Raw genomic sequence first — 17,845 nt, 5'->3', positions numbered from 1 at the left:
CGTTTTTTAAAGTTTTAATTGGCTTATAAAAACCTTAAATTTGCTCAAATTTTTTGATATCATGCACTATATCCCAAATGAAATAGAGCCAAAATGGCAAAAATATTGGATCGAAAATAAAACGTTCAAAGCAGACAACCATTCAGACAAACCCAAATATTATGTACTCGATATGTTCCCTTACCCATCGGGAACAGGTTTGCATGTTGGTCATCCATTAGGTTATATCGCATCTGATATTTTTGCACGTTACAAAAAATTGAAAGGCTTCAATGTTTTACATCCGATTGGCTACGATTCTTTTGGTTTGCCAGCAGAGCAATATGCAATCCAAACCGGTCAGCATCCTGCTGTGACCACCAAAGTGAATATAGAAGGCGGCATCGATAAACAAGGAAACACCATTGTTGGTTACGAAAACCAACTGAAAAAAATTGGAATGGCGTACGACTGGGATCGTGAGATTCGCACATCGAATCCAGAATATTACAAATGGACACAGTGGATTTTCAACCAATTATTCGATTCCTATTACAATAAAACTTCCGACAAAGCAGAACCGATCAGCAACTTGGTCGACGTATTTCGAACAGAAGGAAACGCAAACGTCGATGCCACTGCAGACGAAGACGTGCCATTTTTTACAGCAGAAGACTGGAACGCTTATTCAGAAAAAGAACAACAGGCAATTCTTTTGAAATACCGTTTGGCATTTCTTGCCGAAGCAGTAGTGAATTGGTGTCCAGATTTAGGAACAGTATTGGCAAACGACGAAATCGTCAACGGCTTATCTGAACGCGGCGGATTCCCAGTGGTGCGAAAAAAAATGACCCAATGGATGATGCGAATCACCGCTTATGCAGATCGTTTATTGAACGGATTAGACAATTTGGATTGGCCCGATGCCATCAAAGAAGCACAACGCAACTGGATCGGCAAATCACAAGGAGCGTCTATTATTTTTGACTTGGTCGGAAACGATCAGAAAATAGAAGTTTTCACCACTCGCCCCGATACCATATTTGGTGTTTCTTACCTAACCTTGGCACCAGAACATCCGTTGGTATCGGCAATCACCACGGCAGAACAAAAAGAAAAAGTTGAGGCTTATGTAGCGAATACCGCCAAACGCTCTGAGCGTGACCGTCTTGCAGACACCAAAAACATTACAGGCGAGTTCACAGGCGCTTATGCGATTCACCCGTTTACAGGTGAGCACATTCCAATCTGGATTGGTGATTATGTCTTGGCATCATACGGTACGGGAGCAGTGATGGCTGTACCAGCAGGCGACGAGCGTGATTTTGCGTTTGCAACGCACTTCAATTTACCGATCCTCAACATTTTCGAAGGACAAGATATTACTCAAGCAGCTTTTACAGAAAAAGGCGGATTTGAATTACAAAATTCTGATTTCTTAAACGGATTGGATTATACCGATGCGGTTGAAAAAATCATCTCGACCTTAGAAGAAAAAGGAATAGGAAAAGGAAAAACAAACTTCCGCTTGCGCGAAGCCGTTTTCTCGCGTCAACGCTATTGGGGAGAGCCAGTTCCGGTTTATTTCAAAGACAGAATGCCTTACACCATCCCAACAGAAGCTTTGCCAATCATCCTACCAGCAGTTGACGAATATTTACCTACCAAAGACGGGGAGCCACCTTTGGGACGTGCGACACAGTGGGCTTTTGATACCACAACCAATCGAGTTGTAGACAACAGCTTGATCGACAACAAAACGATATTCCCGATCGAGTTAAATACCATGCCAGGATGGGCAGGATCTTCTTGGTATTGGTTGCGCTATATGGACGCAAATAATGAGGAAGAATTCGTTTCGCAGGCAGCGGTTGACTATTGGCAAAATGTCGACCTCTATTTAGGCGGATCGGAACATGCAACAGGACATTTGTTGTATTCTCGTTTTTGGCAAAAATTCTTATTCGACAAAGGCTTAGTTCCTACCGACGAATACGCCAAAAAATTAATCAACCAAGGTATGATTTTGGGAATGAGCGCATTTGCTCATCGTATCAACGGAACCAATACTTTTGTGTCTAACGGACTGAAAGATCAATACGAAACAACACCAATCCACGTCGATATCAATCTATTGAAAGACGGTGGAGATGAGTTGGATACCGAAAAATTCAGCGCGTGGCGCGACGATTATGCAAATGCTGAATTCATTTTAGAAGACGGAAAATTCATCACAAGCCGAGAGGTAGAAAAAATGTCGAAATCGAAATACAATGTGGTGACACCCGATACCATTTGCGACGAGTACGGAGCAGATTCTTTGCGACTTTACGAAATGTTTTTAGGGCCATTGGAACAATCCAAACCTTGGAACACGCAAGGAATCTCGGGCGTTTACTCTTTCTTGAAAAAATTTTGGCGTTTGTATCATAATGGCGCAAACGAAACTTTCTTTGTTTCGGACGACGAGCCTACAAAAGAAGAAATGAAGGTTCTACACCAAACCATAAAGAAAGTAGACGAAGATGTGAACAACTTTTCGTTCAACACCTCGGTTTCTACCTTTATGATTGCGGTAAACGAATTGGCTAAATTGAAATCGAACAAACGAGCAATTTTAGAGCCTTTGGCCATTATCATTTCGCCTTATGCACCTCATATTGCAGAAGAATTATGGTCGAAAATTGGACACGAAAATTCCATTGCCGAAGCAGAATTCCCGATTTTCGATGAAAAATGGTTGATCGCCGATACAAAAGAATATCCCGTTTCTTTCAATGGTAAAATGAAATTCTTATTAGAATTGCCCCTAACTTTATCAAAAGATGAAATTCAGGAAATTGTGATGAACGACGAACGCACCATCAAACAATTGGGCGATCGCAACCCGAAAAACATCATCATTGTTCCTGGTAAAATCATCAATATCGTAGGATAAAACAAGATACTCGACGAGTGCTTCGAGCCTAAAAACCTCGTTTCGACTTACGGAACGAGGTTTTTTGCACTTTATCGCCAAGGCGAGCAAATTCATTCGATAAAATGCTGTATTTTTAAAATCGATTAAAGTTTTTTTGGGTTTGAACGATACGCTTTTCATCTACGCACCGCAATTCACCCCACGCATGCACTATGTGTTGGAGTTTGTATTGGTCGAAAATTTTGGTTTGAAGATCAGCACATCGACCAACGAAGAAGCGTATCGAAATACTGCATTGCCAAAAATAAAATTGGCAAAAGAAAAACTTTCCGATGAATTGGTTTTGTTGACGGATGAAATCCTAACCGAAAATACCATTCGGGCGAAGTTGGACTATTCGATTTTGTCTCCTCTTTCCATAATTTTCTTTTGGCTTTCTCGGTACGAGGAATATTTTGCAACAGCCAATGAGTTCGATCAACATCAGCGATTTTTAGGATCAGATTTAGATTATTCCATTCCGCAGGTCGATGAATTGGTAGAAAAAATCCGTACAGAGCTTCAAACTTTTTATCCCAATCTAAAATTTAAGACCAAAACTTTTCGACAGCTCAATACCTACGACGTCGATTTCGTTTGGAAATATCTACATCACGGTTTCAAGAAAAATTTTCTGTCGTTGATCAAGAATTTTGTCAGCGGAAATTGGCAAGAATGCAAACTTCAAATTCAAGTTTTATCCAATAGAAAATTGGATCCTTACGACAAATTTCAATACTTAAAAACCTTAGCAGCGCAACATCAGGTAGAATCGCTTTACTTTTGGTTGTTGGGCAAAGGAACTCGGTACGATAAAAACCTATCTGCAGACAATCGCGCTCATCGGCGATTGATACAAGAAGTCGCACAATACGCCAACATTGGCATTCATCCTTCGTATGCATCCAGCGCAGAGGCGAACATCTTGGCAGCTGAAATCAGGGAACTTGAGTCGATTTTGGGAAAAAAAATCACGCGTTCGCGACAACATTTCATCAAACTACATCTTCCGAAAACTTACCGAGATTTGTTGCAATTGGCCATAAAAGAAGATTATAGCATGGGATTTGCTCATCGATTGGGTTTTCGGGCGGGAACCTCGCATGATTTTTGGTGGTACGACCTCGAGAAAAATCAACAAACCGATCTGAGGATTTATCCTTTTGTAGCGATGGATGTCACCCTGCGAAATTACCTGCAATTGTCGCCCAAAGATGCCATTTTGGAACTGAAAAATTTGAAGAAGCTTGTAAAACAATACCACGGGAATTTCGTTTGTATTTTTCATCAATCCAACTTCACTAACGATTGGGAAGATTGGAAGATCGTTTACGAAAGCATTTTTGACTAAAAAAATATGAAAACTTTATACCACATCAGCTTTCTTTTGCTTAGTAATTTGGCTGTTGCACAACTCGGCAGCGAGCAAATTCAGCGTCCTAAAACCAATTTGAAAGATTTTTCGTTGGTTGGAAAAATTAAGAAAATAAAAACTTCGGCGGTTGATGCTTACCATCGGTATGCAACTGGATTTCTCGATACAGAATATTTCAATGCCGTCGGCTATGAATTCGACCGAAATGGCAATATGGTAAGTCGAGCCAATTACTTAGAATACGGGAAACGCTTGGGCTTATATTCCCAAGAAACCTTTGTATACAACGCAACAAATCGGTTGATTGAATACTCACAAACCATTATCCAAAATGGCGAAGAACCTTCGAGGGTACAAGATTATAAATTGTATCAATACAAAGGTGATCAATTGTTGAGTGAGAGTTATACAAGATCGACCAAGACCAACACCACGCAGTTTCAGTCAACTTTTCGTTATGGTGAAGACTTAGAACAAATCACCGATTGGATAAATGGCGTGAAATCGAACGAGGTAAATTTCTCCTACAACTCCAACCATCAGCTGGTAAAAACCGAGCTCATCAACTTCAATGGAAGCAAGGGTTTGATCGAATATTTGATTTCGGATGAGAAAGGAAGAACGATTGGAATCGAAAAAAATATTCAGAACAGAAAAACTTATGCCTTTGCAGAATACGGGAGCAACAGCCTCACGTTGCGAACAACCGACGAAGCCATGAACGTGATTCGCGAAGGAGTTTACCGAAACCAAGAGTTGGTTTCCTTAAAGAAAAAAAATAAAGAATCTGACGCCACGCTGGCTCATTTTACATTTGAGTACGATTACGATCACTATGGAAATTGGACTCGTTGCGTTGTCTCACAAAATGGTCGCCTCGTTCAAACGCTCACGCGACAAATAGCCTATTACGAATAGCGTTCATATCTTGATGAGTTGAAATGCCAATAAGAAGCTGGAATTTTTTGACTTTGATTGCTTTTTTGTCTAAGAAAAAATCATTTTTTTTAATTCAATAAGAAAAGTAAATTGCGGTAAAATTTTTAAAAAAAAGCTAAGTTAAATACAGCAATTTAATATCTTAATACTAAACAATATGTAAACATTTATATTTATTGCGACTCTGATTTGTCAATTTTGCAGCTGCTCAAATCGTACCTACTTCTATTCAGAACACAGTAGACGAACTGATTATCAACGATTCGATCAGGATCAAAAAAGGCGATAAAATTAAAGTTTTTCTCCCTGTAGGAAAAGATTTTATGTTTGTGAAGCCTGTAAAAAACTCAATACCCAACTATTAGGATTGGTAGCAAATGTAGCCAGTAGCGGAGCGGTTGCTGTAGGCGTAGGAGCTGGAAGTATGAAAGTATTGTCAGAATCTATGAAGGTTTACCGAACAGCTACTGCGGTGCAATAGGGCGCCGAAGCTTTGGATAAAATACAAGAATTACCAAAATCTAACAATGCCAAAAAAATTGCAGGTAAAGACTTTGAAGTTGTAGATTGGAATTTTAATGATGACGGTTATTCTTTAAACACTACATTCGAAAATAAAAACTATCAAATTTCTTTACAAGAAGCTTTAATTTCTGGAGAAATTAGACTGGATAATGAATTGATGGAATAGCTTATTCAGCCAACCAATTTATAATCAATAAAAAAGTGGAGCTGGCGGGATTCGAACCCGCGTCCAAACAAGTAACCAATAAGCTTTCTACATGCTTAGTTTGTTTATCGTTTTCGTCTGCAAACCAGGAACAAACACCTTGTTTACAGCTTAGCTTCTAAGATTTCGGTCAGGCCGCGAAGCCAAGCCTTACCTATCCTTACATTCCTGTGCCCCTAAATCAAACGCCGTAAGGCGAGGCTTTTGAGGGACATTCAGCTTTCGTACCTTGTACGAACGTGGCTTGAGACTTACTATAATTCGGTCGATTAAGCAGCTAAAGCGTATTCTTCGTTGCCAGTTAAAAAGTCGAAGTGCCTGATTAACGTGAGTACACAACCTGTCACGACATGCTTACTTACCCATTAACCTTGCTGTCAAAACCAGTCAGCCCCAGGTATTCGAATAAGAATTGGATTGCAATATTACAAATATTAAACCAATTATCGTATACCGACATATTTTTATTTCCGACTGCCAAATTGACGATTTAACATTTTGTAAATACTTTTTACCATCGAATTCTCGTAAATTGATGAAGTTAATTAAAAAAAATAACACTTATAAGTAATTTAATGCAACTTCCCGAATTTAAAAAACAATACGACAACTACATCAATGGCAAATTTGTGGCGCCTACACAAAGTAAATATTTCGATGTGATTACCCCACTTACTGGACAAGTCTTTACGCAAGCGGCACATTCGACCAAAGAAGATTTGGATTTGGCTGTTGAGGCGGCGTCCTAAGCTTTCGAAACCTGGTCCATGATCGGAATGGGGTCGCCCTTTGGTAACCAATCCTAAAATTGCTAAAGCTGCCTTTACCGGTTCTACCGCAACAGGGCGTTTGGTAATGCAATATGCAACCGAAAATATCATTCCGGTAACTTTAGAATTGGGAGGTAAATCTCCAAACGTATTCTTCGAATCGGTAATGGATGAAGACGATGCTTTCTTAGACAAAGCGATAGAAGGTGCTGTATTATTCGCTTTAAATCAGGGTGAAATCTGTACCTGTCCGTCTCGCTTGCTGATTCAAGAGTCGATTTACGAACGATTTATAGAAAAAGTAATTCAACGCACCGAAGCGATAAAAGTTGGTAACCCATTAGACCCAAGCATCATGATGGGAGCGCAAGCATCGAAAATACAATACGACAAAATTCTTGGCTACATCAATCTAGGAATCGTAGAAGGCGCAAAGGTATTAACCGGTGGTGAAGCAAACAAGCTGGGCGGTGACATCGACAACGGTTATTATATAAAACCAACCTTGTTGAAAGGACACAATAAAATGCGAGTTTTCCAAGAAGAAATTTTTGGACCTGTGGTGGCGGTAACGACTTTCAAAGACGTAGACGAAGCCATCGAAATCGCAAACGACACCATTTATGGTTTAGGAGCTGGAGTTTGGACGCGTGATGCACACGAGCTGTATCAGGTTCCAAGAGCTATCAAAGCAGGACGTGTATGGGTAAATCAGTACCATAGCTATCCGGCAGGTGCACCATTCGGTGGATACAAACCATCGGGTATTGGCCGGGAAAACCACAAAATGATGTTGGATTATTACCGTCAGACCAAAAACATGTTGATTTCTTATAACAAAAACAAATTAGGATTTTTCTGACAAACCTACAAAAACAATTGATTATGAAAGCATTAGTATACAACGGAGAGCATGACATTGCACTAGTCGACAAAAAAAAACCGTCGATTTTGAAACCAACCGATGTGATTGTAAAAGTTTTGAAAACGACAATCTGCGGTACAGACCTCGGAATTTACAAAGGTAAAAATCCGGAAGTAGAATCTGGTCGAACCTTAGGACACGAAGGTGTCGGAATTGTTGAAGAGGTGGGAGAAAGTGTAACCAATTTTAAAGTTGGCGACAAAGTACTGATCTCATGCGTTACTGTAGGTGGCTCTTGTGAGTATTGTAAAAAACAATTGTATGCACACTGTAAAGATGGAAGCTGGATTTTGGGCTATATGATCGACGGGATGCAAGCAGAATATGTACGCATTCCGCATGCCGACAACAGTTTGTACAAAATTCCAGAAAGCATTAGCGAGGATAAGCCGTGATGCTAAGTGATATTCTCCCAACCGGACACGAAATTGGGGTACAATACGGAAATGTAAAACCTGGCGATACCATTGCTATTGTAGGTGCAGGACCTGTGGGATTGGCAGTATTGTTGACCGCTCAATTGTATTCTCCGGCAAGAATCATCATGATCGACTTGGATGATAATCGCCTCGAATTGTCCAAAGAATTAGGCGCCACAGATGTCATCAATTCGGGTTCGACTGACGCTGTGGAAAAAGTTTTAGAAATGTTCGAAGGCGGAATAGATGGTGCAATTGAAGCGGTTGGTATCCCTTCTACCTGGGACGTTTGTCAGAAAATCATCAAAGCAGGAGGATATATTGCCAATGTTGGAGTTCATGGCCAAAGCGTAACTTTTGATATCCAAAAATTATGGATAAAAAACATTACCGTACGCACAGGGTTAGTAAACACCAATACAACCCCGATGTTGCTGAAAACCACGGCTGCCAAAAAATTCAATTTAGACAAATTGATCACGCATCATTTCAAACTTTCTGAGATCGAGAAAGCCTATGACGTGTTCCTGAATGCTGCTAAAGAAAAGGCAATAAAAGTGATTATTTCTAACGATTTGTCAAATTAATATATCAAATGATCAGTAGACTAGACGCAAAACCAGCAGCAATAGCGTTGTTGCGTGAGTTGAAGGAAACACATGGCGAATTGATGCTTTACCAAGCTGGAGGTTGTTGCGAAGGCACGCAGCCGCAATGTTTCGAAAAAGGCGGTTTCTACTTGAGAGCTAATGATGTATGCATTGGCGAAATTGAAGGAACCGAATTTTGGGTCGATAAAGATTTATTCGAATACTGGAAAAATGCACTTTTTATGCTCGATGTTGCCGATGGTTTTGGAACCGGTGGTTTTTCTCTAGAAATTCCTTTGGGCAAAACATTTCGCATAGAATATCGCTTATTTAATCGAACAATTGGCTCCTGTGAAACATAATGAAATCTAGTTGAACTTGTCGAACCATTCTTTGGCATCTTCAAAAGCAGTTTTTGAATTATCCTCTACAAACGGATTATCCAAAAGCTGCTTTTTTATTTTATTCAAAGCCAACTCGTGTATATAATTGATCGACTGCGCCTTGTGTTGTGCTGCACGATTTTTTTCATAATACCGATTGGCTTCTATGTGTGCAAAATAATCTTCTATCAGATCCCACAACTCGGCAACGCCGTTCCCTTTCAGTCCAGAACCCATGATTATTTTCCTTTTCCATTGCGAATTTTTGGTAGGCAAAAACTGTAAAGAACGTACAATATCCAGTTTGGCGTCTTTGTACATTTTCTCCTCAAAGACATCGATTTTGTTGACAAAAATAATGTCGGCCATTTCCATAATTCCGCGTTTTATTCCTTGTAAATCATCGCCAGAACCCGGCAATTGCAAGAAAAGAAACAAATCGGTCATCGAGCTCACCAAGACCTCAGACTGTCCAACCCCAACCGTCTCGATGAGAATATTATCGAAACCCGCCGCTTCGCACAGCAAAATACTCTCGTAGGTGCGAGCCGTTATCCCGCCCAAAGTCCCGTTGTTTGCACTAGGTCTAATGTATGCCAACTCTTCTCTCGCCAAATCTTCCATCCTAGTTTTATCACCCAAAATACTACCTTTAGACAGCGAACTGCTCGGGTCGATTGCCAAAACCGCTAATTGTTGCTTACGCTTCACGATATGTTTGCCAAGCGCTTCTATAAATGTACTTTTCCCTACGCCAGGTATTCCCGTAACTGCAATCCTTTTCGATTTTTTTCGGTAGGGATTCAGCTCTTTTATCAAGGTTTGTACAAAATCTTGATGATCAGAGCGTGTACTTTCTGCGAGCGTAATCGCCTTGCTGAGGTAGGTGATATTGCCACGTATGATTTCTTCTTTGAAAAGGTTGAGTTGCATTCTTTAACTTTTGAAGTCTAAAGATAAAAAAAGACTACAGTAAAATGAAAGTCTTTTATCAACTAATCGATAGCACTTTTTAAGATGAGATAAGTTGAGGTGAAATTTACCGTCTATCATTTATCCAAGGCCATTAAAAAACCTCTTTTCTATGAAAAGAGGTTTTATTTAGACCTGAATAAGCCTTAATCCATTATGATTGTTGCTGCTTTTTGATCAGATTTAAAGCTGAACCTGCTTTGAACCATTCGATTTGGGCAGCATTATACGTATGGTTTGCCAAAATGGTATCCGTTGTACCATCAGCATGTACCAACTCTATCGTTAGAGGTTTTTCTGGTGCAAAATCTTTCAGATCGACAAAGTTTATCACATCATCCTCCAAGATTTTATCATAGTCATCTTTATTGGCAAAGGTAAGCGCCAACAATCCTTGTTTCTTCAAATTCGTTTCGTGGATACGTGCAAATGATCTAACCAAAACAGCTACAACACCCAAGTGACGAGGTTGCATTGCGGCATGCTCACGAGAAGAACCTTCGCCGTAGTTCTCATCACCCACAATGACAGAAGGAACGCCGGCTGCTTTATATGCTCGGGCAGTATCTGGCACTGGCCCGTAAGTGCCAGTAAGCTGATTTTTTACGCTGTTTACTTCTTGGTTAAACGCATTTACAGCTCCTATCAAAGTGTTGTTTGATATGTTGTCTAAGTGACCTCTAAATCTCAACCATGGTCCTGCCATCGAAATGTGATCGGTTGTACATTTTCCGTAGGCTTTGATCAACAATCTCGCTCCGGTAATGTTTTCACCATTCCAAGGTTGGAAGCCTTCTAACAATTGTAATCTTTCTGAGTTTGGATTTACAATTACTTCTACATTCGAACCGTCTTTCACTGGCTCTTGGTAACCGTTGTCTTCGTAAGAAAAACCTTTTGATGGCAACTCATCACCTTTTGGTGGATCTAATTTTACTTCCTCTCCATTTTTGTTAACTAAAGTATCAGTAAGCGGATTGAAATCCAATCGACCTGCAATGGCGATGGCTGCCACCATTTCTGGCGAAGTTACAAATGCGTAGGTATTTGGATTTCCATCGGCACGTTTTTTAAAGTTTCGGTTGAATGAGTGTACAATGGTGTTTTTCTCTTCTTTATCTGCACCTTCTCGATCCCATTGTCCGATACACGGTCCACATGCGTTTGTAAAAATCACTGCGTCAAGATCGTTGAATGGCTTTAGAATTCCGTCTCGTTCTGCAGTAAATCGCACCTGTTCTGATCCTGGGTTGATTCCAAAAGAAGCTTTGGTTTCCAATCCTTTTTCAACCGCTTGTTTTGCAATAGAAGCAGCACGCGACAAATCTTCGTAAGACGAATTGGTACAAGAACCGATTAATCCCCACTCAACAGTAAGCGGCCAATCGTTTGCATTTGCTGTATCTTTCATTTTAGACACAGGCGTCATCAAATCTGGAGTGAAAGGACCGTTCAATCTTGGTTCTAATTCAGATAAATTAATCTCGATCAATTGATCGAAAAATTGTGTTGGATTTTCATAGACCTCATCATCAGAACGTAAATAAGCCTTCAGCTCATTTGCTGCATCGGCAACATCGTTACGGTCGGTGGCTCTTAGGTATCGCTCCGAGGCTTGGTCGTAGGCAAAGATAGAAGTGGTTGCTCCGATTTCGGCACCCATGTTACAGATAGTTCCTTTACCTGTTGCAGAGAGCGACTCTGCTCCTTCGCCAAAGTATTCTACAATTGCTCCTGTTCCGCCTTTTACGGTTAACAAGCCGGCAACTTCTAAGATTACGTCTTTTGGCGACGCCCAACCGTTCAATTTTCCAGTTAATTTTACTCCAATCAGTTTTGGCATTTTCAGCTCCCATGGCATTCCGGCCATTACATCAACGGCATCGGCACCACCAACTCCAATCGCCACCATTCCTAGTCCGCCCGCATTTGGTGTATGCGAATCAGTCCCGATCATCATTCCTCCAGGAAATGCATAATTTTCTAACACCACTTGGTGAATGATCCCTGCTCCTGGCTTCCAGAATCCGATTCCGTATTTATTAGAAACTGATTCTAAAAAGTTGAAAACTTCTGATGATTTATTGATTGCTTCTTTCAAATCTGTTTTTGCTCCAACTTTTGCTTGAATCAAGTGGTCGCAATGTACGGTACTTGGCACAGCGGTTTTGCTTTTCCCTGCCTGCATAAATTGTAACAACGCCATCTGAGCCGTTGCGTCTTGCATGGCAACACGATCGGGATCGAAATCAACATACGATTCACCTCTTTTGTATGCTTGCGTTGGATTTCCTTCGGATAGGTGTGCGTATAAAATTTTCTCCGAGTAGGTTAAAGGTCGTCCTACAACCTGTCTTGCTAGGTCTACACGTTCTTTCATTCTAGCATAGACTCCCTTGATCATTTCAATATCAAATGCCATAATTTCTGTTTAATAGTTTTAGTTATTTTTTTTGAGATTACAATTTACTGAATATTTAAGAATTGAACACAGCTTTTTTGAATATTCTCTGACAATATGCCGATTTGCCCTCAAAATCGGTCAAGTTTTGATGATTTCTGATTCGGATGACATTCTTTCCCAACGCATGCGGCGAAAGATTTTGGAACAAAAACCTAAAAAAGATTAGCTACAAAATCATTACATTTTCAGGTAAAAATCTTTGGTCAATTTTACGTAGTCTTCTGTGTACTGATGGCGTTCTTTTTCGATGATCAACTCGTCTTCTTCAAACGCAACTTGATGAAGTCCTAAAGTGATCAAAACTCGTTTATACGTCGTTCGTTCATTTCCTTTGACATTGGTTTGTTTGTGAAAATATAAGGAATGTTGTTGCGCAATTTCGCGAACAGAATCGAGCTGCTGGTAAGGAAGAATCAACGAAATTTTACCTTGGGTAGACAGCATTCCTTTAGCACGAAAGATCAGTTGTTCAATGCTCATATTTTGCTGTTGTCGAGCAATTTTTCGATTGTTCAATTCCATCTTTTTGTTGTCTTCGAAAAACGGCGGATTGGAGACAATTAAATCATATTTTTTAGACGGTTCGAAGGTCATAAAATCTGCATGATAAACCGCAATCTGCCGATGAAACTTGCTATTCGACACATTAGCAAACGCTTGTTCCGAAGCGTCCCCATCCAACTCTATCGCATCTATCTTGAGTGTAGGGAAACGCTGTGCCAGCATCAATGCGACAAGTCCAGTTCCTGTTCCAATATCCAAGGCTTGACAAGCGTGTGTACCATCTGCCCAAGCTCCTAACAAAACACCATCTGTGCCGACTTTCATCGCGCATTGATCTTGATGAATGCTAAATTGTTTGAATAGAAAAGGTTGATCATTCATTCAACGGGAGGCTTATAATAAATGTGGTTCCTTTGCCCTCTTCGCTCACGAATCGGATTACGCCATTGTAATCTTCGATAATTTTCTTTACCATCGACAGCCCGATGCCCATACCGCTATTTTTGGTGGTGAATTTTGGGGTGAAAATCTTATTGCCAATTTCTTTTGGAATTCCATTGCCATTGTCGGCAATTTTCAACACAATTCGCTCTGCTTTTCGTTCTACCGAAATCCGAATGTCGGGTATTCTATCGCTCGGCACAGATTGGATTGCATTTTTGGTAAGATTGGTGATGATGCGGTTGAGGTACACTTTATCGATTCGATGGATAATTTCTGGCTCTGTCGAAGAAAAGCTGATGTATTTTTGTGGAAATATCGACAAACAGTTTTCTACAGCCGCTACAATGTCTGTGTTCTCGTCATTTCGGTCTGGTATTTTGGCGAAATCGGAAAAGGCTTCTGCCATAGTCGAAATGGTGTTGATCTGGTCCAACAGGGTTGTGGTCAAAGCTTTGGTTTTCTCTTCGAGTTGTTCGTCATTTGGATCAAATTTTCTTGCATAATTCTGAATCATCAACTTCATTGGAGTCAGCGGATTTTTCACTTCGTGGGCAACCTGTTTTGCCAAATCGCGCCAAGCTTCTTCTCTTTCGATTGTAGCTATTTGCTCTGATTGTTCTTTTAATTTTTGCAACATTTCGTTGTACGAGTCTACCAAAATGCGTATTTCATCATTCCCTTGATAATCTAGAGGTCGGGTATTCCCAACCACGTGGGTATCGAGAATTTTGTTGGCAAACATTCGCAGTCTATTGGTAATTTGGCGAGATATACGCCAAGAGATCAAACCTCCGAACACAATCACAAATAAAAGTACCGCACCGAAAAGTTTCAGCAACGACTGCTTGTCTTCTTCTAAAAACGAATTGTCGGTATAATAGGGCAGGTTGATTATCCCAATGCGCTCTCCTCGTACATCTTTCAGGTAATTGAATGTGCTGTAGAGATTGTCGCCTTTTTCGTCTGGAGTTGGGTAATCGCGATAATATCCTTTTTGATCTAATTTTTTGAGAATTGCTGTCGGAATTACTTTGTACTTTGGCGGACGAACCTGTGTAGATTCTATAAAATTCCCTCGAACATCGTAAATGATGATATCCATTTTACTGATGTCTTGAAACTTCAGAATTTTACTTTGCAGTACATCCAAAATGTCTTCTTTATCTTCACCTAACGAGTAATCGATGATTTCGTAATCAATCAATGCCAACACGGTTTGTTCTTTGCGCTGAAGCAAATCTAAGTGATACTGATTGGTTTGTTGGCTATAATGATTGATGGTAATGATCAGAATCGAAATGGCAATAACGATAATCACCCCAAACATCCCGAGGAATATTCGAAGTGAAAGCGAGGTTTTTATTGTTCGATTCTTTTTAGTCATGTTCTTTCTTAACGTTGGGTAAGCCGTTTGATGTATTTGCCAATGATATCAAATTCTAGATTTACCTTATCGCCAATTTCGAGCTTGCTCAGGTTGGTAAATTCCCATGTATACGGGATAATGGCAACCGAAAATTCGCCCACTTTGCTATCTACCACTGTGAGACTCACACCGTTGAGACAGATAGATCCTTTTTCTACCGTTACATTGCCAAACAATTCTTCGTCATAAGAAATCGTCAGTACATGGCTTCCGTTGAGTTCTTGTATTTCTTTTACTTTTCCTGTCTGGTCTACATGTCCTTGCACAATATGCCCGTCTAATCTTGCACTGAGGCGTACGCAACGTTCTAGATTGACCAGATCGTTCACTTTCAGAAGTCCTAAATTGGTTTTGTCTAATGTCTCTTGAATTGCGGTAACTCTATAATCGTTGCCGTTGATTTCTACCACCGTAAGGCAAACGCCATTATGGGCAATACTCTGATCGATTGTCAATTCTTCGTCGAACTCAGCGCTAAGCCAAAAGTGTAGATTCGATTCTTCTGCTTCTATTTTCGTAACAACTCCTAAATTTTCTACAATTCCTGTAAACATCGTGTATAAGTTTCAGCAATATTACAAAAAAGTATTGGAGTTTCAGAAATCGTGCCTTTATGTTTTGGTAGAAAAACTGCTTCTTACTATTTGGGGAAGATTGAAGAAATTTTGCGTGGAATAAAAAAATCCCATAGAAATCAATTTCTACGGGATTGCTGTGGTGCCTCCAGGAATCGAACCAGGGACACAAGGATTTTCAGTCCTTTGCTCTACCAACTGAGCTAAGGCACCAACTCAATTTCGGATGCAAATATAATGGCTTTTTCTAAACTTCAAAAAGTTTTTTTCACCTCTTTCCTGCTTTTTCTTTCTTATAAATTGATTCCGAATCATTTCGAAACGATAATTTTTGTGATGATTGTCAAACTTTAATATCATCTTAACAGCATTTTAGTGAACGTATATTTTTCAATTTGATAACAAATCATCATATTTGTACCCAATTTACATGAAAAAATTTTCGATGAAAAAATGGATTATTAGTGGAATCGTGCTTTTTACACTACAATCGATTCAGGCACAAGAGTTATCAAGTTCACCTTATTCTGGTTACGGAATTGGCGAACCTTTGTTCGATAACAACACCGAACAAGGCGGTATGGCAGGCATTTCTACACTGAATGCGAATCCGTACGGGCAAAGTGCAAATTTTTATAATCCTGCAGCCAATGCTGCGCTTCGAATGGTAAATTTCAATGTCAGTTTGCGAGGCGACAACACGCAATTCAAATTCAGTGATAAGAAAGAAAATGCCGGGACTGCTTATATTTCTAACCTATCTTTGGCGTTTCCGCTTTCGGCGAAAAGCCAAGCTGGATTTGGTTATCAACCCTATACAACGACTGGTTACAATGTCTTGAAGATAGATTCTACAAGTCAAAATCCAATCAATGCACAAAACAAAGCAAACGGCGGAATCAACACGGTGCATGCTTTCTACAACCGAAACATTACACCAGAATTATCGGTGGGTATTAGAGCTGGATTCTTGTTTGGTGATCAAGAAAAAAATGAAATCATTTCGGTAGATGGTGCATCGCTCTTGACAGATCACGACACCAATGTTTCGTATTCGGGATACCAATTTGCGTTGGGTACGGTTTACAACAAAAAATTGAACAACGATTACCGATTAAATGTTGGAGCAACCTATACCTTAGGGTCAAAAATCAAAGCACAATACACCAACCTCATCACGACTTATACCTACAACGGTTCGAGTATGATCAATTTAGACACCATCTCTTTTCGTCACGACAAGGAGGCAAAAGCTCAATTACCGCATCAAGTGAGTTTGGCGGCTGCATTCGGAAAGGATTTAAAATGGAATATTGCGGCAGAGGCTAAATATACAGGTTGGTCGCAGTTCGAAAATCCAGTATATGATGAAAATCAATCCTATTTGAGTCAGGTCGCACACAAAGACAGTTATCGTTTGGCATTGGGAGGTTATTTCATACCTAATTTCAACAGTTACAAAAGCTATTTCGACCGCGTCATCTACCGCGCGGGTGTGTATTACGAAAAAGGCGGATTCTACATCAACCAACATCAAATCAACCGATATGGAGCGACTTTAGGCTTCGGTTTGCCAGTAGGAAAAACAAACGATGGTTCGATGTTGAACATTGCATTGGAATACGGCAAAAGAGGCTCGACAGACTACAACCTGATTCAGGAAAATTATTTAGGCTTCCGAGTTGGGTTCGATTTCAACGACATTTGGTTCAGAAAGCGTGTGATCGATTAATCCATGATTGCATCGCGTAGCATATCCTGTATCAATAAAGTTAGTTTTTTGATTAGCTTTATTTTTTTATTGACTTCCTGTGATCGGAAAACAGACCTGTTGGACGCTTCTAAAAAAATAGACTTTCCAGACAAAGTAATCTTCAACGCGCACATTTTACACAAAGATTCAGGAAGCATTCAGATGGATTTGCGTTCGCCACTGATCGAAATGTATCAGCTCGTCGACTCTCCTTACACGCTTTTCCCGAAAGGTGTCGATTTAGATTTTTACGAAAAAAATAAAAACAAACCTGGATATTTACAGGCAAACTGGGCAAAATTGAACGATGCTACCAATCTATACGAAGGCAAAGGAAATGTAATTTTGGTCAACGACGCCGGAGATTCTTTGAAAACAGAACATCTTTTTTGGAATAGAACAGACAAACGAATCTACACCACCAAAGAGGTTTTTTTAATCTCTAAAAACGGTGATTCTTTGCATGCGCGCAACGGATTAGAAGCGACCGATAACCTCGAACGTTATACCCTTTTCAACAACCAAGGATTTATCTGGGTCGATGAATCCAAATCTTTTTAAGCATTTTAATATCAATTTTTAAGAAATATTTTATAATTCAATGGTTTGTCGTATTTTCGCAACCTATAAAATTTATA

Annotated in this window: 14 protein-coding genes, 1 tRNA gene, 1 other RNA gene and 1 pseudogene; 10 read left to right on the top strand and 7 right to left on the bottom strand. The window is 40.0% G+C overall.

The features are described from left to right. Window positions 1-61: 61 nt before the first annotated feature. The 4 genes from leuS to BN8061_RS12155 all read left to right on the top strand — a co-directional run bounded on the left by leuS (window position 62) and on the right by BN8061_RS12155 (window position 5,943). The gene (leuS, locus tag BN8061_RS04525; RefSeq protein WP_068596871.1) at window positions 62-2,917 is read left to right on the top strand and encodes a leucine--tRNA ligase; all 2,856 of its coding nucleotides are present in this window, start codon (window positions 62-64) and stop codon (window positions 2,915-2,917) included. Window positions 2,918-3,059: 142 nt separating this feature from the next. Beyond that, window positions 3,060-4,289, top strand: coding sequence for a polysaccharide deacetylase family protein (locus tag BN8061_RS04520; protein WP_154662255.1), 1,230 nt, complete (start codon window positions 3,060-3,062; stop codon window positions 4,287-4,289). Window positions 4,290-4,295: 6 nt separating this feature from the next. After that, window positions 4,296-5,231, top strand: coding sequence for a hypothetical protein (locus BN8061_RS04515; RefSeq protein ID WP_068596868.1), 936 nt, complete (start codon window positions 4,296-4,298; stop codon window positions 5,229-5,231). Between the two features lie 514 nt (window positions 5,232-5,745). Beyond that, window positions 5,746-5,943, top strand: a complete 198-nt coding sequence (locus tag BN8061_RS12155; RefSeq protein WP_235802684.1) for a hypothetical protein — start codon at window positions 5,746-5,748, stop codon at window positions 5,941-5,943. A 33-nt stretch (window positions 5,944-5,976) separates the two neighbouring features. Here BN8061_RS12155 and ssrA read toward each other — a convergent pair. After that, window positions 5,977-6,377: a transfer-messenger RNA gene (gene ssrA, locus BN8061_RS04505) on the bottom strand. Window positions 6,378-6,557: 180 nt separating this feature from the next. Between ssrA and BN8061_RS04500 the strand changes: the two are divergent. The 4 genes and pseudogenes from BN8061_RS04500 to BN8061_RS04490 all read left to right on the top strand — a co-directional run bounded on the left by BN8061_RS04500 (window position 6,558) and on the right by BN8061_RS04490 (window position 9,048). Further along, window positions 6,558-7,614 (top strand): annotated as a pseudogene (locus BN8061_RS04500) (aldehyde dehydrogenase family protein). Window positions 7,615-7,637: 23 nt separating this feature from the next. After that, the gene (locus BN8061_RS12280; RefSeq protein WP_262509368.1) at window positions 7,638-8,072 is read left to right on the top strand and encodes an alcohol dehydrogenase catalytic domain-containing protein; all 435 of its coding nucleotides are present in this window, start codon (window positions 7,638-7,640) and stop codon (window positions 8,070-8,072) included. Then, window positions 8,072-8,683: a zinc-binding dehydrogenase gene (locus BN8061_RS12275; protein WP_262509367.1), complete on the top strand. Its 612-nt coding sequence runs from the start codon at window positions 8,072-8,074 to the stop codon at window positions 8,681-8,683. The genes BN8061_RS12280 and BN8061_RS12275 overlap by 1 nt, the downstream gene beginning before the upstream one ends. An 8-nt stretch (window positions 8,684-8,691) precedes the next feature. Next, window positions 8,692-9,048, top strand: coding sequence for a DUF779 domain-containing protein (locus BN8061_RS04490; RefSeq protein WP_068596866.1), 357 nt, complete (start codon window positions 8,692-8,694; stop codon window positions 9,046-9,048). 6 nt (window positions 9,049-9,054) lie between these two features. Here the strand turns inward: BN8061_RS04490 and meaB are convergent, their stop codons facing one another. The 6 genes from meaB to BN8061_RS04460 form a co-directional block, all read right to left on the bottom strand. After that, window positions 9,055-10,002 carry a methylmalonyl Co-A mutase-associated GTPase MeaB gene (gene meaB / locus BN8061_RS04485; RefSeq protein WP_068596865.1) on the bottom strand — a complete coding sequence of 316 codons (948 nt, stop codon included), beginning with the start codon at window positions 10,000-10,002 and terminating at the stop codon, window positions 9,055-9,057. A gap of 193 nt (window positions 10,003-10,195) precedes the next feature. After that, the gene (locus BN8061_RS04480) at window positions 10,196-12,463 is read right to left on the bottom strand and encodes an aconitate hydratase (protein ID WP_068596863.1); all 2,268 of its coding nucleotides are present in this window, start codon (window positions 12,461-12,463) and stop codon (window positions 10,196-10,198) included. A 219-nt stretch (window positions 12,464-12,682) separates the two neighbouring features. After that, the gene (locus BN8061_RS04475) at window positions 12,683-13,390 is read right to left on the bottom strand and encodes a tRNA1(Val) (adenine(37)-N6)-methyltransferase (RefSeq protein ID WP_068596861.1); all 708 of its coding nucleotides are present in this window, start codon (window positions 13,388-13,390) and stop codon (window positions 12,683-12,685) included. Continuing rightward, window positions 13,383-14,837: a sensor histidine kinase gene (locus tag BN8061_RS04470; RefSeq protein WP_068596859.1), complete on the bottom strand. Its 1,455-nt coding sequence runs from the start codon at window positions 14,835-14,837 to the stop codon at window positions 13,383-13,385. Before BN8061_RS04470 ends, BN8061_RS04475 begins: the two co-directional genes overlap by 8 nt. A gap of 8 nt (window positions 14,838-14,845) precedes the next feature. Continuing rightward, entirely contained in the window at window positions 14,846-15,433 is a 588-nt protein-coding gene (locus BN8061_RS04465) for a riboflavin synthase (RefSeq protein ID WP_068596857.1), read from the bottom strand. 161 nt (window positions 15,434-15,594) lie between these two features. After that, window positions 15,595-15,667: transfer RNA gene (locus BN8061_RS04460), tRNA-Phe, on the bottom strand. A gap of 232 nt (window positions 15,668-15,899) precedes the next feature. Here BN8061_RS04460 and BN8061_RS04455 point away from each other — a divergent pair. Both BN8061_RS04455 and lptC read left to right on the top strand, forming a co-directional pair. Then, window positions 15,900-17,186, top strand: a complete 1,287-nt coding sequence (locus tag BN8061_RS04455; protein WP_068597937.1) for a BamG family beta-barrel-assembly machinery protein — start codon at window positions 15,900-15,902, stop codon at window positions 17,184-17,186. 3 nt (window positions 17,187-17,189) lie between these two features. Continuing rightward, window positions 17,190-17,768, top strand: coding sequence for an LPS export ABC transporter periplasmic protein LptC (gene lptC, locus BN8061_RS04450; RefSeq protein ID WP_068596855.1), 579 nt, complete (start codon window positions 17,190-17,192; stop codon window positions 17,766-17,768). The last annotated feature ends 77 nt before the right edge of the window (window positions 17,769-17,845 follow it).

This window comes from Vaginella massiliensis, assembly GCF_900089075.1.
Lineage (GTDB): Bacteria > Bacteroidota > Bacteroidia > Flavobacteriales > Weeksellaceae > Weeksella > Weeksella massiliensis_A.
This window is presented reverse-complemented; position numbering and strand designations above follow the sequence as displayed.